14 protein-coding genes are annotated in these 16,880 nt (G+C 70.7%); 8 read left to right on the top strand and 6 right to left on the bottom strand.

Going from position 1 to position 16,880, the window contains the following annotated elements:
* Window positions 1-72: 72 nt before the first annotated feature.
* The gene (locus tag NL112_RS14145) at window positions 73-423 is read left to right on the top strand and encodes a DUF8070 family membrane protein (protein ID WP_255149492.1); all 351 of its coding nucleotides are present in this window, start codon (window positions 73-75) and stop codon (window positions 421-423) included.
* Here NL112_RS14145 and NL112_RS14150 read toward each other — a convergent pair.
* From NL112_RS14150 to NL112_RS14165, 4 genes are read right to left on the bottom strand one after another with little or no spacing between them, the layout of a single operon-like run.
* A complete protein-coding gene (locus NL112_RS14150) occupies window positions 420-980 on the bottom strand; it encodes a DUF2391 family protein (RefSeq protein ID WP_255149493.1) in 561 nt (186 codons plus the stop codon). The two genes, NL112_RS14145 and NL112_RS14150, sit on opposite strands and share 4 nt — an antisense overlap.
* Window positions 980-1,840 (bottom strand): 3-hydroxyacyl-CoA dehydrogenase family protein, encoded by an 861-nt coding sequence (locus tag NL112_RS14155; protein ID WP_255149494.1) that lies wholly within the window; start codon window positions 1,838-1,840, stop codon window positions 980-982. The genes NL112_RS14150 and NL112_RS14155 overlap by 1 nt, the downstream gene beginning before the upstream one ends.
* Before the next feature lie 44 nt (window positions 1,841-1,884).
* Window positions 1,885-3,288 (bottom strand): zinc ribbon domain-containing protein, encoded by a 1,404-nt coding sequence (locus tag NL112_RS14160; RefSeq protein ID WP_255149495.1) that lies wholly within the window; start codon window positions 3,286-3,288, stop codon window positions 1,885-1,887.
* A complete protein-coding gene (locus tag NL112_RS14165) occupies window positions 3,285-4,463 on the bottom strand; it encodes a thiolase domain-containing protein (RefSeq protein ID WP_255149496.1) in 1,179 nt (392 codons plus the stop codon). The genes NL112_RS14160 and NL112_RS14165 overlap by 4 nt, the downstream gene beginning before the upstream one ends.
* 111 nt (window positions 4,464-4,574) lie before the next feature.
* Between NL112_RS14165 and NL112_RS14170 the strand changes: the two genes are divergently transcribed.
* From NL112_RS14170 to NL112_RS14195, 6 genes are all read left to right on the top strand, one after another.
* Entirely contained in the window at window positions 4,575-6,554 is a 1,980-nt protein-coding gene (locus NL112_RS14170; RefSeq protein ID WP_255149497.1) for a hydantoinase/oxoprolinase family protein, read from the top strand.
* On the top strand, window positions 6,551-8,314 hold the full coding sequence (locus NL112_RS14175; RefSeq protein WP_255149498.1) for a hydantoinase B/oxoprolinase family protein: 1,764 nt from the start codon (window positions 6,551-6,553) through the stop codon (window positions 8,312-8,314). The genes NL112_RS14170 and NL112_RS14175 overlap by 4 nt, the downstream gene beginning before the upstream one ends.
* Before the next feature lie 41 nt (window positions 8,315-8,355).
* Window positions 8,356-9,636 (top strand): phenylacetate--CoA ligase PaaK, encoded by a 1,281-nt coding sequence (paaK, locus tag NL112_RS14180; protein ID WP_255149499.1) that lies wholly within the window; start codon window positions 8,356-8,358, stop codon window positions 9,634-9,636.
* A 117-nt stretch (window positions 9,637-9,753) separates the two neighbouring features.
* The gene (locus tag NL112_RS14185; RefSeq protein WP_255149500.1) at window positions 9,754-10,224 is read left to right on the top strand and encodes a MaoC/PaaZ C-terminal domain-containing protein; all 471 of its coding nucleotides are present in this window, start codon (window positions 9,754-9,756) and stop codon (window positions 10,222-10,224) included.
* Window positions 10,225-10,264: 40 nt separating this feature from the next.
* Complete coding sequence (locus NL112_RS14190) at window positions 10,265-10,777, top strand: hypothetical protein (RefSeq protein ID WP_255149501.1); 513 nt, start codon at window positions 10,265-10,267, stop codon at window positions 10,775-10,777.
* 43 nt (window positions 10,778-10,820) lie between these two features.
* Window positions 10,821-11,687, top strand: a complete 867-nt coding sequence (locus NL112_RS14195; RefSeq protein WP_255149502.1) for an amidohydrolase family protein — start codon at window positions 10,821-10,823, stop codon at window positions 11,685-11,687.
* Here NL112_RS14195 and NL112_RS14200 read toward each other — a convergent pair.
* Both NL112_RS14200 and NL112_RS14205 read right to left on the bottom strand, forming a co-directional pair.
* A complete protein-coding gene (locus tag NL112_RS14200; RefSeq protein WP_255149503.1) occupies window positions 11,684-15,031 on the bottom strand; it encodes a PAS domain-containing protein in 3,348 nt (1,115 codons plus the stop codon). The two genes, NL112_RS14195 and NL112_RS14200, sit on opposite strands and share 4 nt — an antisense overlap.
* A 186-nt stretch (window positions 15,032-15,217) precedes the next feature.
* Window positions 15,218-15,853: a helix-turn-helix domain-containing protein gene (locus NL112_RS14205; protein WP_255149504.1), complete on the bottom strand. Its 636-nt coding sequence runs from the start codon at window positions 15,851-15,853 to the stop codon at window positions 15,218-15,220.
* 83 nt (window positions 15,854-15,936) lie between these two features.
* Between NL112_RS14205 and paaA the strand changes: the two genes are divergently transcribed.
* Entirely contained in the window at window positions 15,937-16,878 is a 942-nt protein-coding gene (gene paaA / locus NL112_RS14210; protein ID WP_255149505.1) for a 1,2-phenylacetyl-CoA epoxidase subunit PaaA, read from the top strand.
* Window positions 16,879-16,880: the final 2 nt, after the last annotated feature.

Genomic DNA, 16,880 nt, shown 5'->3' on the forward strand with positions numbered 1-16,880 from the left:
TGGTCGCGAGGTTTAACCCTTTTCAAAGGCGCGCGGCCCAACTTTCTTGCACGGTGGTGTGAACGGACTGATATGGACAGCCTCCGCGCGCTCGCACCGCATCTGCTCCGCTACACCGGTCTGTACGCGGGTCTCGTCGTCGCCGCGGCGTACGCCGGGAGCGTCGCCGTCGGCTACTCGTTCGGCAACGCGGCGCTACTGCTCGCGCTGGTCGGGTTCGTCGTCGGCCCGGTCCTGTTCGCCGTCTCCGACGAGGGGCTGGACGCGGCGGCCGCGGGCGGCGAAGTCGGCTTCCGGGGCATCACCGACCCGAGCGCGATGCAACCGGAGTCGCTGTCGTTCCCCGGCAAGGCCGAGGTGGGGCTGTTCATGCTCGGACTGGCCGCGTGGGGCGTCGTCGCGCTGGCGGCGCTCTCCGCCTAGCTTCCGGGGAGGATGTCGCCCAGCGCCGCGCCGATGGCCATCGGGACGAACGCCACCGCCACCGTCGAGACGGCGAGCCACGGCTCCGCCCAGTCGACCCGGCCCCACGCGGTCATCGCCACGAGGGCGGTGGCGAACGACGCGGCGACGACGCCCGCCAGTCGCCGGGGGACGACGCCGAAAATCGGGTCCCTGACCCGGACGTCCTGGTAGTCAGCGACGTAGACGATGCCGTACACGAGCGCCACGGCGGCCGCGAGCGTCCCGGCGAGCGCGAGCGGTCGTGCCGCGAGCACCGCGCCCACCTCGCTCGTTCCCCCCTCGACGAACATCGGGATGCCGAACAGCAACGCGCCGAGCGTCGCCTCCGCGAGGTCCGTCCGGTCGAAGCCGACGATGACGTTACCGAGCCCCCGCGGCTGTAGCTCCGCCACCTGTGCCATCAGGTCGTCCACCTGCTCGCGCGCCTCCGGGTCGTCGACTTCCCGTTTGAGCTCGGCTAACCCGTCGACCACCTCCTCGGGGGTGGGCTCGTCGGCGGGGTCGTCGGCCGACATCACTCCGCGGGCCGGACGGCCTCCCCGTTCGCCCAGACGTAGAACCCCTCGCCCGTCTTCTTGCCGAGTTTGCCGGCCCGGACCTTTCGTTTGAGCACCTGCGGCGGGCGGAACCGCTCGCCCAACTCCTCGCGGAGGTACTCGAGGATGTCGAGACGTACGTCCAGCCCGACCACGTCGGTTAGCTTCAGCGGCCCCATCGGGTGCCGGTAGCCGAGTTCCATCGCGGCGTCGATGTCGTCGGGCGCGGCGACGCCGCTCTCGACCATCCGCATCGCCTCACAGCCGAGCGCGACACCGAGCCGGGAGGAGGCGAACCCGGGCGTGTCGCGGACGACGACCGCCTCCTTGTCGAGCCCCTCGACGAACCCGACGGCGCGGTCCTCGACGGCGGTTCGCTCGCCGAGGACGACTTCCACCAGCCCCATCACGTACGCCGGGTTGAAGAAGTGGAGGCCGACGCCCCGCGAGGGCTCGTCGAGCGCGTCCATCACCGTCGTCACGGACAGCGACGAGGTGTTCGTCGCCACCAACGCGTCCTCGGCGAGGACCCCCTCGATTTCGGAGAGGACGGCGTGCTTGAGGTCGACGTCCTCGGGAACTGCCTCGATGGCGACGCCCGCGCCCGAGAGCGCGTCGACGCTGTCGGTGAACGTCAGGCGGTCGAGCGCCGCGTCGCGCTCGTCGTCGGTGAGCTTTCCGCGCTCGACGCCGCCCGCGAGGTTCGACTCGACGTGGTCGCGCGCCGCATCGAGCGCATCCGAGTCGACGTCCCGCAGGGTCACCTCGTGGCCGGCGACGGCACAGACGTGTGCGATGTCGCGACCCATCGTCCCCGCACCGAGTACGGCTACGTGCATGGGACGGCTGGCGGCGGCTGGATACGTAAGGGTTCGCCGTGGGGTCACTCCACGGCGCGGACCTTGAACCCGTAGCGCGTCACGCTCTCCTGGGTGTAGAGTCGCCGCTGGACCGCTTTCACCCGGTCGCCGACCGACGCCTCGCCCACCACCATCGCGGGTGCCGTCGCCGTCTCGTCGTCGGGCGTGTCGAACGCGACGATGGCGACGCCGAACCCGCCGGCCCGCGACTGGAGTTCAGCGAACTCCGGCGGTGCGCCGCCCTTCCCTATCTCCGTGTGGGCCTCGACCGTCCCGGTGCCCGGAAGCGCCACTTCCTCGTACTCGACGAGCGAGTCACAGCCACGGCAGGCACCTTCCGGCGGGAATGTGTAGGCCCCGCAGTCGGGACACCGGCCGGCGACGAGGCGGTGGCGCTGGGGGAGCGACCGGTGCCACGTCGGCACCGACACGTACGCGCCGCCGCCGTCCGGCTCCTCGGCCGTGATTTCGCCCCGAAGGCGCAGGTACTCGCCGTAGTTCACCGACTCCGCTCCGTCGAGCGCGAGCGCCGTAGGGACCTCGCCCCCGCGCTCGAGCACGAGCGCGTCCGCGCCGGCACCCGACCCCCACGCGGCGGCCAGCAGGCGGTCGGCGCCGGCATCGAGTGCCTTCGCCATCCCGAGCGGCACGGACGCCGCCCCGGTGTCACCGAGAGTCGACACCGTCTCGGGGGCCGCGACGGCGTCGGTGTCGACGCCGAGCGCCGACGCCGCACGGTACGGCAGTTTCCCGTCGGGCATCTGGACCGCGGCCGCATCCACCTCGCCCGCGTCGACCCGGTCGGCCGCGGCCGCGAGCGGGTCGACGAACGCGTTCCGGTCGTAGGTGCCGGCGTCGATGCCGTCGAGGGTGTCGCTCCCGCGCTCGCGGAACCGGGTGCCGGGGTACGCCTGGGCGTGTTCCGCGCGGTCGACGACGGCGACGGGCGCGTCCGGACCGACGAGGAAGGCGGCGGCCCCCGCGCCGGCGGCGTGGCCGCGCGCGTCGTGAGGTTCGCCCCGCGGGCAGTCGCTGGCCACGACGAGACCGCGCTCGGGTGCGGCATCGAGCGCCAGCGCCAGCGCCCGGGTCCCGGCGCGCGTGCTCCCGGTGACGACGTGACGGGTCGCGTCTTCGGGGACGCCCAGCAGGGAGCCGAGGCGCGCGGTCAGGTCCTCCTCCTCCAGCGGCGGCGTGGTGGTGGCGACGGCGAGAAAATCGAGGTCCGGTCCGTCGCTACCGGCCGCCTCCAGCGCCCGGGTCGCCGCGGCCCACGCCATCGTCACGGCGTCTTCGTCGGCGTCCGGCACCGCGGTCGTCTCGATGCCCGACGCTTCGAACCGCCCCCACGCGTCCGCGATTTCGTCGGCGGAAATCCGGTGGTCGGGGGCGTACGCGCCGACCGCGTGGATGCCGGCGTCGGTCATCCCATCACCTCCTTTTCCCGCTCGAACAGGTGGACGACCGCCGCACCGCCGCTCCCGCCGACGTTGTGGGTGAGGCCGACCCGCGGGTCGTCGAGTTGTCGGTCGCCAGCCTGCCCGGACAGTTGCTCGAACGCCTCGACCACCTGCCCGGCACCGGTCGCGCCGATGGGATGGCCCTTCGACTTCAGGCCGCCGGAGGTGTTGACGGGTATCTCGCCGTCCGGGCGGGTCGCACCCGACTCGATGAACGGCCCGGCCTCGCCGCGCTCACAGAGGCCCAGGTCCTCGTAAGCCATCAGTTCCGCGATGGCGAAGCAGTCGTGGACCTCCGCGAAATCGAGGTCGTCGGGGCTGTGGTCGGCCATCCCGTAGGCGCCGTCCGCCGCGCGGCGGGCGGCCGGCACGCCCGCGTACGTGTCGCGCTGGAACAGCCCCACGCGGTCCGACGCGGCCCCGACCCCGGCGACTCGAATCGGGTCGTCGGTGAACTCCCCGACGACGTCTTCGCTGACTATCAGCGCCGCCGCGGCGCCGTCCGTCGTCGGACAGCAGTGGTACAGCGTGAGCGGGTCCGCGACGGTGGGCGCCGACATCGCGTCGTCGAGCGAGCACTCGAAGCCGAGTTGTGCGTGGGGGTTGTCGGCGCCGTTGGCGTGGTTCTTCACCGCGACGTGGGATAGCTGCTCGGCCGTCGTTCCGTGTTCCCGCATGTGCGCGGAGGCCATCTGCGCGTAGACGCCCGCGAACGTCGTTCCGGAGAGGCGTTCCCACTCCGTCTCGCCGGAGACGCCCAGCCAGTAGCGGACGGCGTCGCCCGAGGCGTCGGTCATCACCTCGACGCCGCCCGCGAGCACCACGTCGGCCATCCCCGACTTCACCGCCTGGACGGCCTGGCGGACGGCGTAGCCCGAGGCGGCGCAGGCGTTCTCGACGCGCGTGACGGGGACGCCGTGGAGGCCGACGTGTTCGGTGACGGCCGGCCCCGACAGCCCGAGCTGGCGGCCACCGACGCCGAGCGTGCCGACGACGGCTTCGTCGATGCGGTCGGGGTCCATCCCGTCGGGGACGCTCGACACGCAGTCCTCGAACGCCGTTCGGAACAGCGAGCGGTACGACTCCTCGGGGAACGAGCCGTAGTCGGACTGGCCCGCGCCGACGAGGTAGGCGTCGGTCACGCCCGGCCCCCCCGTAGTCGGTGTCTCGTCTGCATGCCTCCCCCGAGGAAGCCCGGCACAAAGTAACCCCGGCCGGCGTGGACTTATGGCCGTGCCGGCCGACCCGCGTCCATGGACGACACGCGCCTCGGCGTCGATGTCGGCGGAACCTTCACCGACGTGGTAGCGGTCCGGGACGGCCGCGTGACCGTCGAGAAGGTGGCTTCGACGCCCGACGCCCCCGAGGAGGGCGTCCTCGCTGGCGTCGACGCGAGCGACGCCGACCCGGAGGCGGTTACCTACTTCGGCCACGGGACGACCCACGCGACGAACGCGGTGCTGGAACGCGACTGGGCCGAGACGGCGCTGGTCACGACCGAGGGGTTCCGGGACGCGCTCGAAATCGGCCGGCAAGCCCGCCCCGACCTGTACGACCTCCACCAGGAGAAACCCCGTCCGGTGGTGGAGCGGGACCGGCGTTACGAGGTCCCCGAACGACTCGACGAACGTGGCGAGGTGCTCGACCCGCTCGACGAGAGCGCGGTCCGCGACCTCGCGGACCGCATCGACGCCGACGGCGTCGCCGTCGCCCTCCTCTTTGCCTACGAGAACCCCGCACACGAACGGCGCGTTCGCGACCTGCTCGCCGCGGAACTGGACGCTCACGTCTCCGTTTCCTCGGAGGTCCTTCCCGAGATACGCGAGTACGAGCGGACGCTCACGACCGCCCTGAACGCCGCGCTCGCGCCGCCCGTCGGCCGCTACGTCGGCCGCCTCGACGACGGCCTCCGGGAGCGAGGCGTGACGGCACCCCTTCGCGTGATGGGGTCGAACGGCGGCGTGATGACCGCCCGCGAGGCCCGCGAGCGGCCGGTGACGACCCTGCTGTCGGGGCCGGCCGCGGGCGTGCAGGGTGCGGCCCACGTCGCGGAGCGCGCCGGCCTCGCGGACCTCGTCACGATGGACATGGGCGGCACCTCCTGTGACGTGTCGCTCGTTCGCGACGGCGACCCAGTGGTGGCGACGGACGTGACGGTGGGCGACTACCCCGTCGGCGTGCCGACGGTCGACGTCCACACCGTCGGAGCGGGCGGCGGGTCGATAGCGTCGCTCGACGCCGGTGACGCCCTGCAGGTCGGCCCCGAATCCGCAGGCGCCGACCCCGGCCCGGCCTGCTACGGCCGCGGCGGAACGCGGCCGACGGTGACCGACGCCCACGCCGTCCTCGGACGCATCGACCCCGGGGCGTTCCTGCCCGAGGGCGACGCCACGCTCGCTCGTGAGGCGTTCGAACCGCTCGCCGGTGCGCTCGGCGAGGGCATCGAGGACGCCGCCGCGGGCGTCCTCCGGGTCGCGAACGCGAACATGGCGGGTGCGCTCCGTGTCGTCACGGTCGAGCGGGGCCACGACCCCCGGGAGTTCGGCCTCGTCGCGTTCGGCGGTGCCGGCCCGCTCCACGCCGCGGCACTCGCCGAGGAGGTGGGGATGCGGGAGGTACTGGTCCCCCGGACTGCGGGCGTGCTCTCGGCGCTGGGCCTGCTCGTCTCCGACGTGGTGGCCGACGAGTCGGCGTCCCGGGTCCGGCCGTGGAGCGACGTGGACCCCGACGCCCTCGGCGAGACGTTCGCCGACCTCGAAGCCGACGCCCGGGAGCGACTCGGCGACGGCGACGGCGAGGTGCGGGTCGACCACACCGTCGATGTCCGCTACGTCGGCCAGTCGTTCGACGTGCGCGTGCCGGCCGACGACATCGCGGCCGTCCCCGAGCGGTTCCACGAGCGCCACGAGCGCCGGTACGGCTACGCCGCACCCGACGAGAGCCTCGAACTCGTCACCGTCCGCGTGCGGGCACGACGCGTCGTCGACCCTCCCGACATCGCGCCCGTCGACCCCGGTAGCACGCTCGCCGACGCCCGGCGCGAGACCCGCGATGTGCGGTTCGACGACCGGACGCACGACGCCGCAGTCTACGACCGGGAGGCGCTTCCCACCGGCACCGCGTTCGACGGTCCCGCCATCGTCGAGGGCGCCGAGAGCACGGTCGTCGTGCGACCCGACGACGCCGCACGTGTCGACGCCGACGGCAACATCCGTCTGGAGGTGAGTGCGTGACCGACCCCGTCACGCTGTCGGTCGTGGAGAACGCCGCGGCGGCCGTCTGTGAGGAGATGAACGCGACGCTGGTGCGGACGGCGCGCTCCCCGAACATCAAGGAGCGACGCGACTGCTCGTGTGCGCTGTTCGACCCCGAGGGCCGGATGGTCGCGCAGGCCGAGAACATCCCGGTCCACCTCGGCGCGATGCCGTTCTCCGTCGAGGCGGCGCTCGACCGCTTCCCCGCCGACTCCCTCGCTCCGGGCGACGCCGTCCTGCTCAACGACCCGTACCACGGCGGCGCACATCTTCCCGACCTGACGCTCGTCGAACCCGTATTCCACGACGGCGACCTCGTCGCACTCGTCGCCAACCGCGCACACCACGCCGACGTTGGCGGGGCGACGGCCGGCTCTGTCGCGGCTGACTCGACGGACCTGTACCAGGAGGGCCTGCGGATTCCCCCGGTCAAGATACGCGAGTCGGGAGCCCCGAACGAGGCCGTCCGCGACGTGCTGTTCGCCAACGTCCGTACGCCCGACGAGCGCCGGGGTGACCTCCGGGCACAGGCGGCCGCCAACGAGGTCGGCGCGCGTCGGTTCCGCGAACTCGTCGACGACCGGGGGAACGAGTCGCTGGCCGATGCCCTCGACGAACTGCGGGCGTACAGCGAGCGGCGGATGCGCGCCGAAATCGACGACCTGCCGGACGGTAGCTACCGCTTCGAGGACTACCTCGACGACGACGGCCGGGGCAACGCGGACCTCCCGATAGTCGTCACCGTCACCGTTGACGGCGACGACCTCGCCGTCGATTTCGCGGACACCGCTGACCAGACCGCGGGGCCGCTGAACGCCCCGCCCGCGGTGACCGCCAGCGCGACGTACTTCGCAGTGCGGGCCGTCACCGACCCCGACATCCCGCCGAACGCCGGCGCGTACGCGCCCATCGACCTCTCGTTGCCGGGCGGGAGCCTCGTCGACCCCGACCCGCCCGCGCCCGTCGTCGGCGGCAACCTCGAAACCTCCCAGCGGGTCACCGACGCCGTGCTCGGCGCGTTCGCGCGGGCAGTTCCCGAGCGGGCCGCGGCCGCGGGTCAGGGGACGATGAACAACGTCACGTTCGGCGGGACGGACCCCCGTGACGGGACGGACGTGAACGGCGGTGGGACGCCGGCAGGAGGGGACGGAAACGGCGGTGGGACGCCGGCAAGAGGGGACGGAAACGGCGGTGGGACGCCGGCAAGAGGGGACGGAAACGGCGGTGGGACGCCGTTCACGTTCTACGAGACGCAGGGCGGGGGCTTCGGCGGCCGCGCGGGCGCCGACGGCATGGACGGCGTGCAGGTCCACATGACGAACACGCTCAACACGCCGGTCGAGGTGCTCGAAACCGCGTACCCGCTCCGGGTCCGCGCGTACGCACTCCGGCCGGACACCGGCGGCGACGGCGAGTTCCGGGGCGGCCTCGGCCTCCGCCGGGACATCGAAGTCCGGACCGACTGCACCTGCTCGGTGCTCGCTGACCGCCAGCGTTACGCCCCCTACGGCATCGAGGGGGGCGAGGACGGCGCGACGGGCGAGACGCGCGTGAACGGCGACCGCGTGCCGGGGAAGTCGACGCACGAACTCGACGCGGGGGACGTGGTCTCCCTCCGAACGCCCGGCGGCGGCGGGTACGGCGACTCCGCGGCCCGCGATTCCGCCGCACGGGAGCGTGACCTACGCCTGGGGAAGGTGACCGAGGCGGCCGGGGCGGACGACGACGCCGAGGACTGACGGGGCGAACCTCTTTGTGAGTTGCCGGCAAGGTTTGCGGCGTGCCCTACGACGACATCGAGACCGCGCCCCGCGGCGACCTCCGCGACCTGCAGGCCGAGCGCCTCCGCGACGCCGTCGAGAACGCCTACGAGAACGTCCCGTTCTACCGGGAGCGCCTCGACGAGGCGGGCGTCGCGCCCGCGGACGTCGACTCGCCCGACGACGTGCGCGAGTTGCCGTTCACGACGAAGGAGGACTTCCGCGAGGAGTACCCCGACGGCCTGTTCGCCGTCGACCACGCCGACGTCGAGCGCATCCACGCCTCCTCGGGCACGACGGGCAAGCCGAAGGTCGTCGCGTACACCGACGACGACGTGCAGGTGTGGCGCGAAGTGATGGCCCGCTCGCTCACGGCGGCGGGCGTCTCCGCCGACGACATGGTGCAGAACGCCTACGGCTACGGGTTGTTCACGGGTGGGCTCGGCATCCAGGCCGGCACGGAGGAACTCGGCGCGGGCGTCATCCCCATCGGTGGCGGCGACACGGCCCGGCAGATTGAGTTCCTGCGCGACCTCGAATCCGACGTGCTGACCTGCACGCCCTCCTACGCGCTGTATCTCGCTGAGACGGCCCGCGAGATGGGCGTCGACGTACGCGAGTTGCCGCTGGAGACCGTAATCATCGGCGCGGAGCCGTTCACGGAGCCGATGCGCGAGGAGATAGAACGCGAGTTGGGGGTCACCGCGGTCGACATCTACGGGCTCTCCGAAATCATCGGTCCCGGCGTCTCCATCGAGTGCGCGGAGGTACAGGACGGCCTCCACGTCTGGGAGGACCGCTTCCTGCCGGAGGTGGTCGACCCCGAGACGGGCGACCCGGTCGAGGAAGGCGAGCGCGGCGAACTGGTGTTGACGACGCTGTCGAAGGACGCGCTCCCGGTTCTCCGGTACCGGACGGGCGACATCACGACGCTCACCCGCGACCCCTGCGACTGCGGGCGGACCCACGCCCGGATGGGCAACGTCCGCGGGCGCACCGACGACCTGCTCGTCGTCCGCGGCATCAACGTCTACCCGAGCCAGATAGAGTCGGTCGTCCTCGACCTGGAGGGGGTCGCGCCGCAGTACCGCATCGACATCCGCCGCGAGGGCCGACTCGACACGCTGGAACTCACCGTCGAGCGCCGCGAAGGGGCCGACACCGACGACGTGGAGCGGCGCGTCCGCGAGGCGCTCGACTCGACGCTGGACGTCTCGCCCGACGACGTGACCGTCGTCCCGCCCGACGGCATCGAGCGGCAGGCGACGGGGAAGGTCCAGCGCGTGTTCGACCACCGGTAGCCGGTCGGAACGCGAAAGAAAGAGAGCACCGCAGGCGAGCGACGGGAGCGGGGACCCCGACCGTCGAAGACGGGTCGCGGCAATATTTATCACCGTCCCCGGAGACGTGCGGGGCGTATGCCGGTCACCTACGAACCGCACTACTTCGAGGAGTTGGAGGTCGGACAGACGTTCGAGAGCGCCGGGCGCACCGTGACGAGCGCCGCCCTGGAGATGTACTCGGCGGTGTCGGGCGACTGGGAGGAGATACACACCAACGACGAGTACGCCGAGGACGGCCCGTACGGCGCGCGCATCGGCCACGGGCCGTTCACGTTCGTGCTCACGACGGGGTTCGTCCACCGATGTGGGTTCGTCGAGCGCCGGGTCATCGCGTTCCTCGGCATGAACTACATGGACCTCCAGAACCCCGTGTTCGTGGGCGACACCATCTCCGCGGAGTTCGAGGTGACCGAGAAGCGCGACCTCGACTCCCGGGACGACGCGGGCATCGTCGTCATCGACGCCGTCACGACCAACCAGGACGGCGAGAGCGTGTTCGAGGGGGACATGAAGTTCATGTTCAAGAAGCGGAGCTACGACGAGTAGCGACGGGAAGGCTTATTCTCCCGTTCCAACAAGTCAAAACATGCGCAGAAGGTCCCTGCTCGCCGCCCTCCCCGCGACCGTCGCGCTCGCCGGCTGTTCCGCCCTCTCCGCTCCCGACGTTCGAGCCGAGTCGGGGACGGGCGTCGTCCATCCGGCCGACCCGCTCCAGATAGCCAACGGCCTCCAGCCGGGCGGGAACGACCGGGTGTACGCCACGGTCGTCGGCGACGAGTCGCCGAACCTCGTCACCGAGGCGACGGACGACAGCCTCGCGGACACGCTCCGCAACGACGGCGGCGACGTGTTCCATCTCGTGATGCAGTTGCGCTCGATTCCCGACGCGCCGATGTCGCTCATGCTGACGCCGGCCGGCGAGGTTCGCGTCCAGGGCGACACGCTCCACGCCGAGGTGACCGTCGAGCCGCGGGACACCGGCCTCGACGACGAGGAACTGGGGACCGCCGAGGAACTCATCTACACGAGCGTCTGGTCGCTGACGCCCGCGCTCGACAGTCTGCCGACGAACGTCGACCTCCATCTCACCCACCGGTAGCGGACCGCCGCAATTTTTGCCACCCGGGCGAGAACGCCGGAGCGTGATAGACGTACTCGACGGTGAGGCGCGCGCGATAGACACGCACGCCCACCAGCCGACCGAGGAGTTCCTCGAGGACGCGGGCGGGCAGATGATGCAGGACGCCGCCGACAAGTTCGGCGCGGAGATGGAGCCCGGCTCGTACGACGAGATGGTCGCCGACTACCGCGAGGCCGGCGTCGGCAGAGCCATCCTGCTGGGGTGGGACGCCGAGACGAACACGGGGAACCCGCCGGTGCCGAACGACTACGTCGCGGAGGTGCGCGATGAGTACGACGACTTCTTCGTCGCGTTCGGGAGCGTCGACCCCCTGAAGGACGACTGCGTGCAGGAAGCCATCCGCTGTGTGGAGGACCTCGACCTCTCGGGGTTCAAGTTCCAGCAGATAGCCCAGGGGTTCGACCCCTCGGACCCCCAGCACCGCCACCTCTGGAACACCATCGAGGACCTCGACGTGCCGGTGGTGTTCCACGGCGGCAACTCCACGCTCGGGGCGGGCACGCCCGGCGGTCGCGGCCTGAAGGTGAAGTACGGCAACCCGATGCTCGTCGACGACGTGGCCGCCGAGCATCCGGGGATGGACATCCTGCTTGCCCATCCCGCCTTCCCGTGGGAGAAGGAGCAACTGGCCATCTGTCAGCAGAAGGGGAACGTCTACATGGACCTCTCGGGGTGGATGCCCAACTACATCGACGACCAGGTGCTCCACTACGCGCGGACGATTCTGCAGGACAAGGTGATGTTCGGCACCGACTACCCGATGATAGAGCCGGAACCATGGCTCGAACAGTTCGCCGAGCTGGGGTTCGACGAGTCGGTTCAGCGGAAACTGCTGTGGGAGAACGCCGAGGAGTTCCTCGGCCTCTAGGCGAGCGGTAGCTCCAGCACGACGGCGCCGCCGTCGTGGTCCTCGTCGAACGTCAGCGACCCGCCGATGGAGTCGGTGGCGTACCACGCCAGCCAGAGGCCGAGCCCTCGGCTGTGGTCGAGTTGGCTTATGTCCACGTCGCCGGTGATGACGCGGCGCTCGCGCCGTGGGATGCCGGGGCCGTCGTCGGTCACCCGGAGGTGGACGGCGCCGCCCTCGACGCTCCCTGTCACCGACACCACCGGGCTCCCACCCGCGTGGATGGCCGCGTTCTCGACCAGTTCGCCCACCGCCTTCTCCAGCAGGTCGTCGTCCACGACTCGCACGTCCGGCACGTCGACGTGGAACGTGGCGTCCGAGTTGTCCTCGCGCACGTCCGCGACGGCGTTCTCGACCAGCGGTATCAGGGGGCTCGGGTGTCGCTCCCGCTGGTCGCGCTCGAAGGTGCGCTCGATGTCCCTGACCTGCTCGGCGATGTCGAGGATGCGGTCGGCGGCATCCCGTGCCCGCTCGACGTGCTCGCTCGCGGTGCCGGACACTTCCTCGGCCAGCAGGTCGAGATACCCCTCGACGACCGTCCCCGAGTTCCGGAGATTGTGGCGCAACACCCGGTTCAGCAGGCCGATGCGTCGCTCGTTCAGTTTCCGGTCGCTGATGTCGGTGTAGATGCCGAACGCGCGCGGCCCCCTCTCCGTGTCCCCGTAGTGGACGCCACGGAACAGGAACGTCCCGGTTCCGGTGGCCGTCTCGCGGACCACCTCCGTGGGGACGGTCAGCGCCTCCGGGTCGAGTTCGTCGAGGTGTTCGGCGCTCTCGCTTTCCCCGTCGGGGACGATGAGGTCGTTCGTCGAGCGACCGACCGCCTGCTCGCGGTCGACGCCGAACGTCTCCTCGAAACTCGGGTTCACGTCCCGGAGTATCGGCCCGTCGTCGGTGAGCACCGTGTCGGTGATGGCGTCGGGCGAGCGGTCGAACAGGCTGGTGAACCGCGCCCGCTCCGTCTCGACCTCCGTCCGGTCGCGGACGACACCGACGGTACCCTCGAACTGCTCGCCGGACAACTTCGAGAACTCGATTTCGACGGGGAGTTCACCGTCCGGTGTCAGGAGTCTCGTCTCGAACGCGCGGCTCGCGTCGGCCTCCTCCTCCGCGAGTTCGCCGATGAGTCGCTCACCGAGCGCCACGTCCTCTGACGCGATGAACTCGCCGCCGTAGGCGCCACCCACGGCCTCGGGCTCGACCCCGAGCACGTCCGCGAGCGGCTCCGTCACCAGTTGGACCTCGTTGTCCGCGTCGAGGACGAACACCATCTCCCGGACGTTCTCGTGGATGGCACGGTACTGCTGGAGACGCTCCTCGCGGCGCGCGCGGTCGAGCGCCTCCTCCGCGTTCGCGGCCAGAAGGGACGCGAGCGTCCGTCGGTCGTGGTCGAACGCGGAGGGCTTCTTGCTCGCGACGGTGAGCGTCCCCTCGTCGCCGAGCGGGAAGCAGTGAACCGTCGACAGGTCGCCGGGGTCGCCGGGCAACACCGGTTCGTCGCCCTCGTAGGTCTGCATCTCGCCGCGTTCGAACACCCGACCGGGCAGTCCCTCGCCGGGGGCGTACTCCGGCCGCTCGTCCATCTCGGCCGCGACGGCGTCGCTCCGCGCGGCCGGCACGAGCAGGTCACGCTCGGCGTCGTACAGCCGAACGAGCGCGTACTCCAGGTCGAGCACGTCGCTGGCCGCGTCACAGGCAACCGCGGCTATCTCCCCGCGGTCGTTCGCGCTCATCAGCTTCCGCGTGGTCGACAGCAGGGCGTTGAGCGCCCGCTCGTGGTGCTTCCGTTCGGTGATGTCCTGGAAGAACACCGACAACCCCTCCTCGGAGGGGTAGGCGTTGACGCCGAACCAGCGGTCGAGCGGCTCGTAGTGTTCCTCGAAACTCACGGGCTCTTGAGTCGCCATCGCGCGCCGGTAGTTCTCCTCGAACCCGGTTCCGGCGGCGTCGGGAATCACGTCCCATATGTTCTGCCCGGGGAGTTCGTCTTCCGGCGGCGCGCCCCCAGCCGCCCGGTCGATGACCTCGTAACCACCGTCGTTGAGGTACGTGAACTCCCAGTCGGTGTCGAGCGCCAAGAAGCCGTCGTCGATGCGTGAAAGCACCGTGTCCAACCGGTCGCGGGCCGCCTGGAGTTCCGTCTCGCGCTCCTCGCGTTCCAGTTCGTGGGTGACCCGCTCGACGAGCAGTTCGACGAACGACGCCTCTACCTCGGAGAACGACCGGTCCCGTGCCGCGCCGTCGGCGAAACACAGCGTTCCCACGAGGTCGCCGTCGACGAGTATCTTCCCGCCGACGTAACACCCAAGGTCGTACTTCTCGACGGCGGGGTCGTCCCGCCACCCGGGGTCGTTGCGCGCGTCGGTCACCGCAAGCAGACCGTCGGAATCGATAGTGCGCCGGCAGTAGGTGGTCGACAGCGAGGCGACGGTGCCGTCGCGGATGTCGGGGTGGTCGCCGCGTGCGGTGACGACCTCGAACCGGTCGGCCGACTCCTCGATGAACGAGAGGAAGCCGATGTCGAGGTCGAGATACTCACAGCCGACCGCCAGCAGTTCGTCGACGACGCCGGCGAACGCGCCGTCGGCGTCCGTCGAGACGCGGTGGAGGTCACGAAGCGCGTCCTCGTTGCGCTCGACCTCGGTCACGTCGTGGCCGGACGCGACGACGCCGACGACGTCGCCGTCGTCGACGACGGGGGTGAACATCATCTCCGCGCTCCGCCGCTGGTCGCCGACGAAGTAGTCGGTCCGGAACGACACTCGCTCGCCGTCGCTCGCGCGGGTCGCGCCGTCGCGGATGCGCGTGGCGACGGCGTCGTCGCGCGCCCACCACGACACCTCCCAGAACGGCCGGCCGTAGAGGTCGTCGGCCGACTCGGTGGCGGCGTCGAGGCCCCGGTCGTTCGCCCGCACGAGCGTCCCGTCGGGAGCGAGCAGGGCGACGAACGACGTGCCGTGCTGGAACACCGTCTCGAACCACGGGTCCCGGGCGACCCGGGTCCTGAGTCGCTCGTGGTCGCCTTCGCCGGCCTCCACGGTGCCGCCGTCCGCGGACGCGGGACCACGGTCCAGCGTCTCGCGGACCCGCGACGCCAGCGTCTCCCCGGTGGCATCGAGCGCCTCGCGCGGCGCGTACTCGACGCCGAGACGCGACGCCGCGGCGCCGACGACCGGGTCCGCCTCGCCGGTGACCACGACCGGAAGGGCGGGCGCGGTCGTTCGCAACGTCTCGACCGCGCGTCTCCAGCCCTCGCCGGCCACGACGACTGCACAGTCGGTTTCGTCTGGCTCGACTGCGTCCACGGTGGCCACACGTCGCACATGAAGGTCGACACCTCGCTCGTCGATGGGGTCGTCCCCGCCCGTGGTTCCACCCACGACCGTGACGACACTGTTGTCTCCGGTTTCGCCTGCCACTGGTTGCTACTCCGCTTACCCCCCCGTAAGTACCACTGCACAATAAAGTCGCGCTCGGAGTCCGGGGCCGACTCATGCGATGATCTGCCCGAGCAACGAGCCCTGGGCCCGGCGCAGGCGCTCCAGGAACGCCGACTTCGAGACGCCGAGTTCGCCAGCCACCTCGCTGGCCGTCGCACCGCGTGGCACCTCGAAGTACCCCAGCTCGAAGGCGGCCCGCACGGCCTCCTCCTGGGCCGGCGTCAGGTCCCACCGCTTCGCTACCGGCGCGTCCTCGCCGTCGTCGAGCGGCGAGATGCGCTCGATGGAGACGCCGACCGTCTCGCCAGCGGCCTCCAGCACCCCATCGAGCACGTCGTGACCCACTACTGCGCCCGCGTACCGCTCGGTGCCGTGGTCGTAGTGGGTCGAGTCGACGAGGAAGCCGACATCGACCAGGTCGTTGACGATACACCGGTGTTTCGAGAGACAGCGGTAGTTGTACCGCTCGTCTGCACGCGACTGGTGGAGATACCGCACCCGGTCGTCGGCGTCGAGCGCGCGGCCGACCTCCGGGTCGGCGGTGCTGAACCGCAACAGGGTGTTTCCGTCGGCGCGCCGCAGGGGCGGCCGCGCGTCCACTGTTGCGCCCGCCTCGCGGGAGGCGTCCGCCAGCGGGCAGTCGTCGCCGGTGACCCGGAACTCGACGACGAGGCACTCCGGAATCATGCCGAACGATTGTGTGGGTTAGTATATAAAACCGCGCCATGTGCGGGTAAGTGGCTACGTGGCTGGCGCCGAACCCGGCAGATATGGACATCGAGGAGGTCAAACAGCGGGCGGGCCCCCGGGAGTTCGGCCCCGGCGACGAGATGCCCGAGGAGTACCGGAAGGCCGCAACCCGGATGATACAGTTCCACGCCAACAGCGAGATAATGGGCGCGTACATCGAGCGCCCGTTCATCCGGCAGGCGCCGAGCCTCGACCGCAAACTCGCCGTCAGCGCGCAGGTGCAGGACGAAATCGGTCACGGGCAACTGCTGTACCGCGCGGCGGAGAACCTCGGCATCAAGACGCGAGAGGAGATGCTCCGGGAACTCGAGGAGGGCGAGGGGAAGTTCCTCAACTGCTTCCACTACCCGGTCCAGAACTGGTACGAACTGCCGATGATAATGTTCTTCGTCGACGGCGCGGCGATGCGCCGGCAGGCCACCCTCAAGCGCACCTCCTGGGAGCCGTACGCCCACGCCATCGACAAGATATGTTTCGAGGAGGGGTTCCACATCAAGCACGGCGAGGACATCCTCCGAGAGATAGCGACCGGAAGCAAGCGCGACCAGGAACTGCTCCAGGAGGCGTTCGACAAGTGGTGGCCGCGCATCCTCCAGTTCTTCGGCCCCACAAACGACCAGTCGGTCCACGGCGGCTTCTCGATGGAGGTGGGCCTGAAGACGATGACGAACGACGACCTCCGGACGGCGTTCCTGAACGCCTACCTCCCGAAGGCCGAGAAGTACGGCCTCGAGATTCCCGACACGCCCCGCGTCGAGTACGACGAGTACGAGGAGCGCTACCACGTCGAGGAGTCGGACCTCGACTGGGAGGAGTTCGGCGAGGTGTCGCAAAACGAGTACCCCACCGGCGCCGAGCAGATATCCAAGCGCAAGCGCCGACAGGAGGCCGTCGAGTGGGTGCGCGAAGCCATCGTGGACGATTCGCCCGGCGTTGGCACGACCAGCGCCGCGGCCGACTGACC

Source organism: Halorarius halobius (assembly GCF_024298865.1).
Taxonomy (GTDB): domain Archaea; phylum Halobacteriota; class Halobacteria; order Halobacteriales; family Haloarculaceae; genus Halorarius; species Halorarius halobius.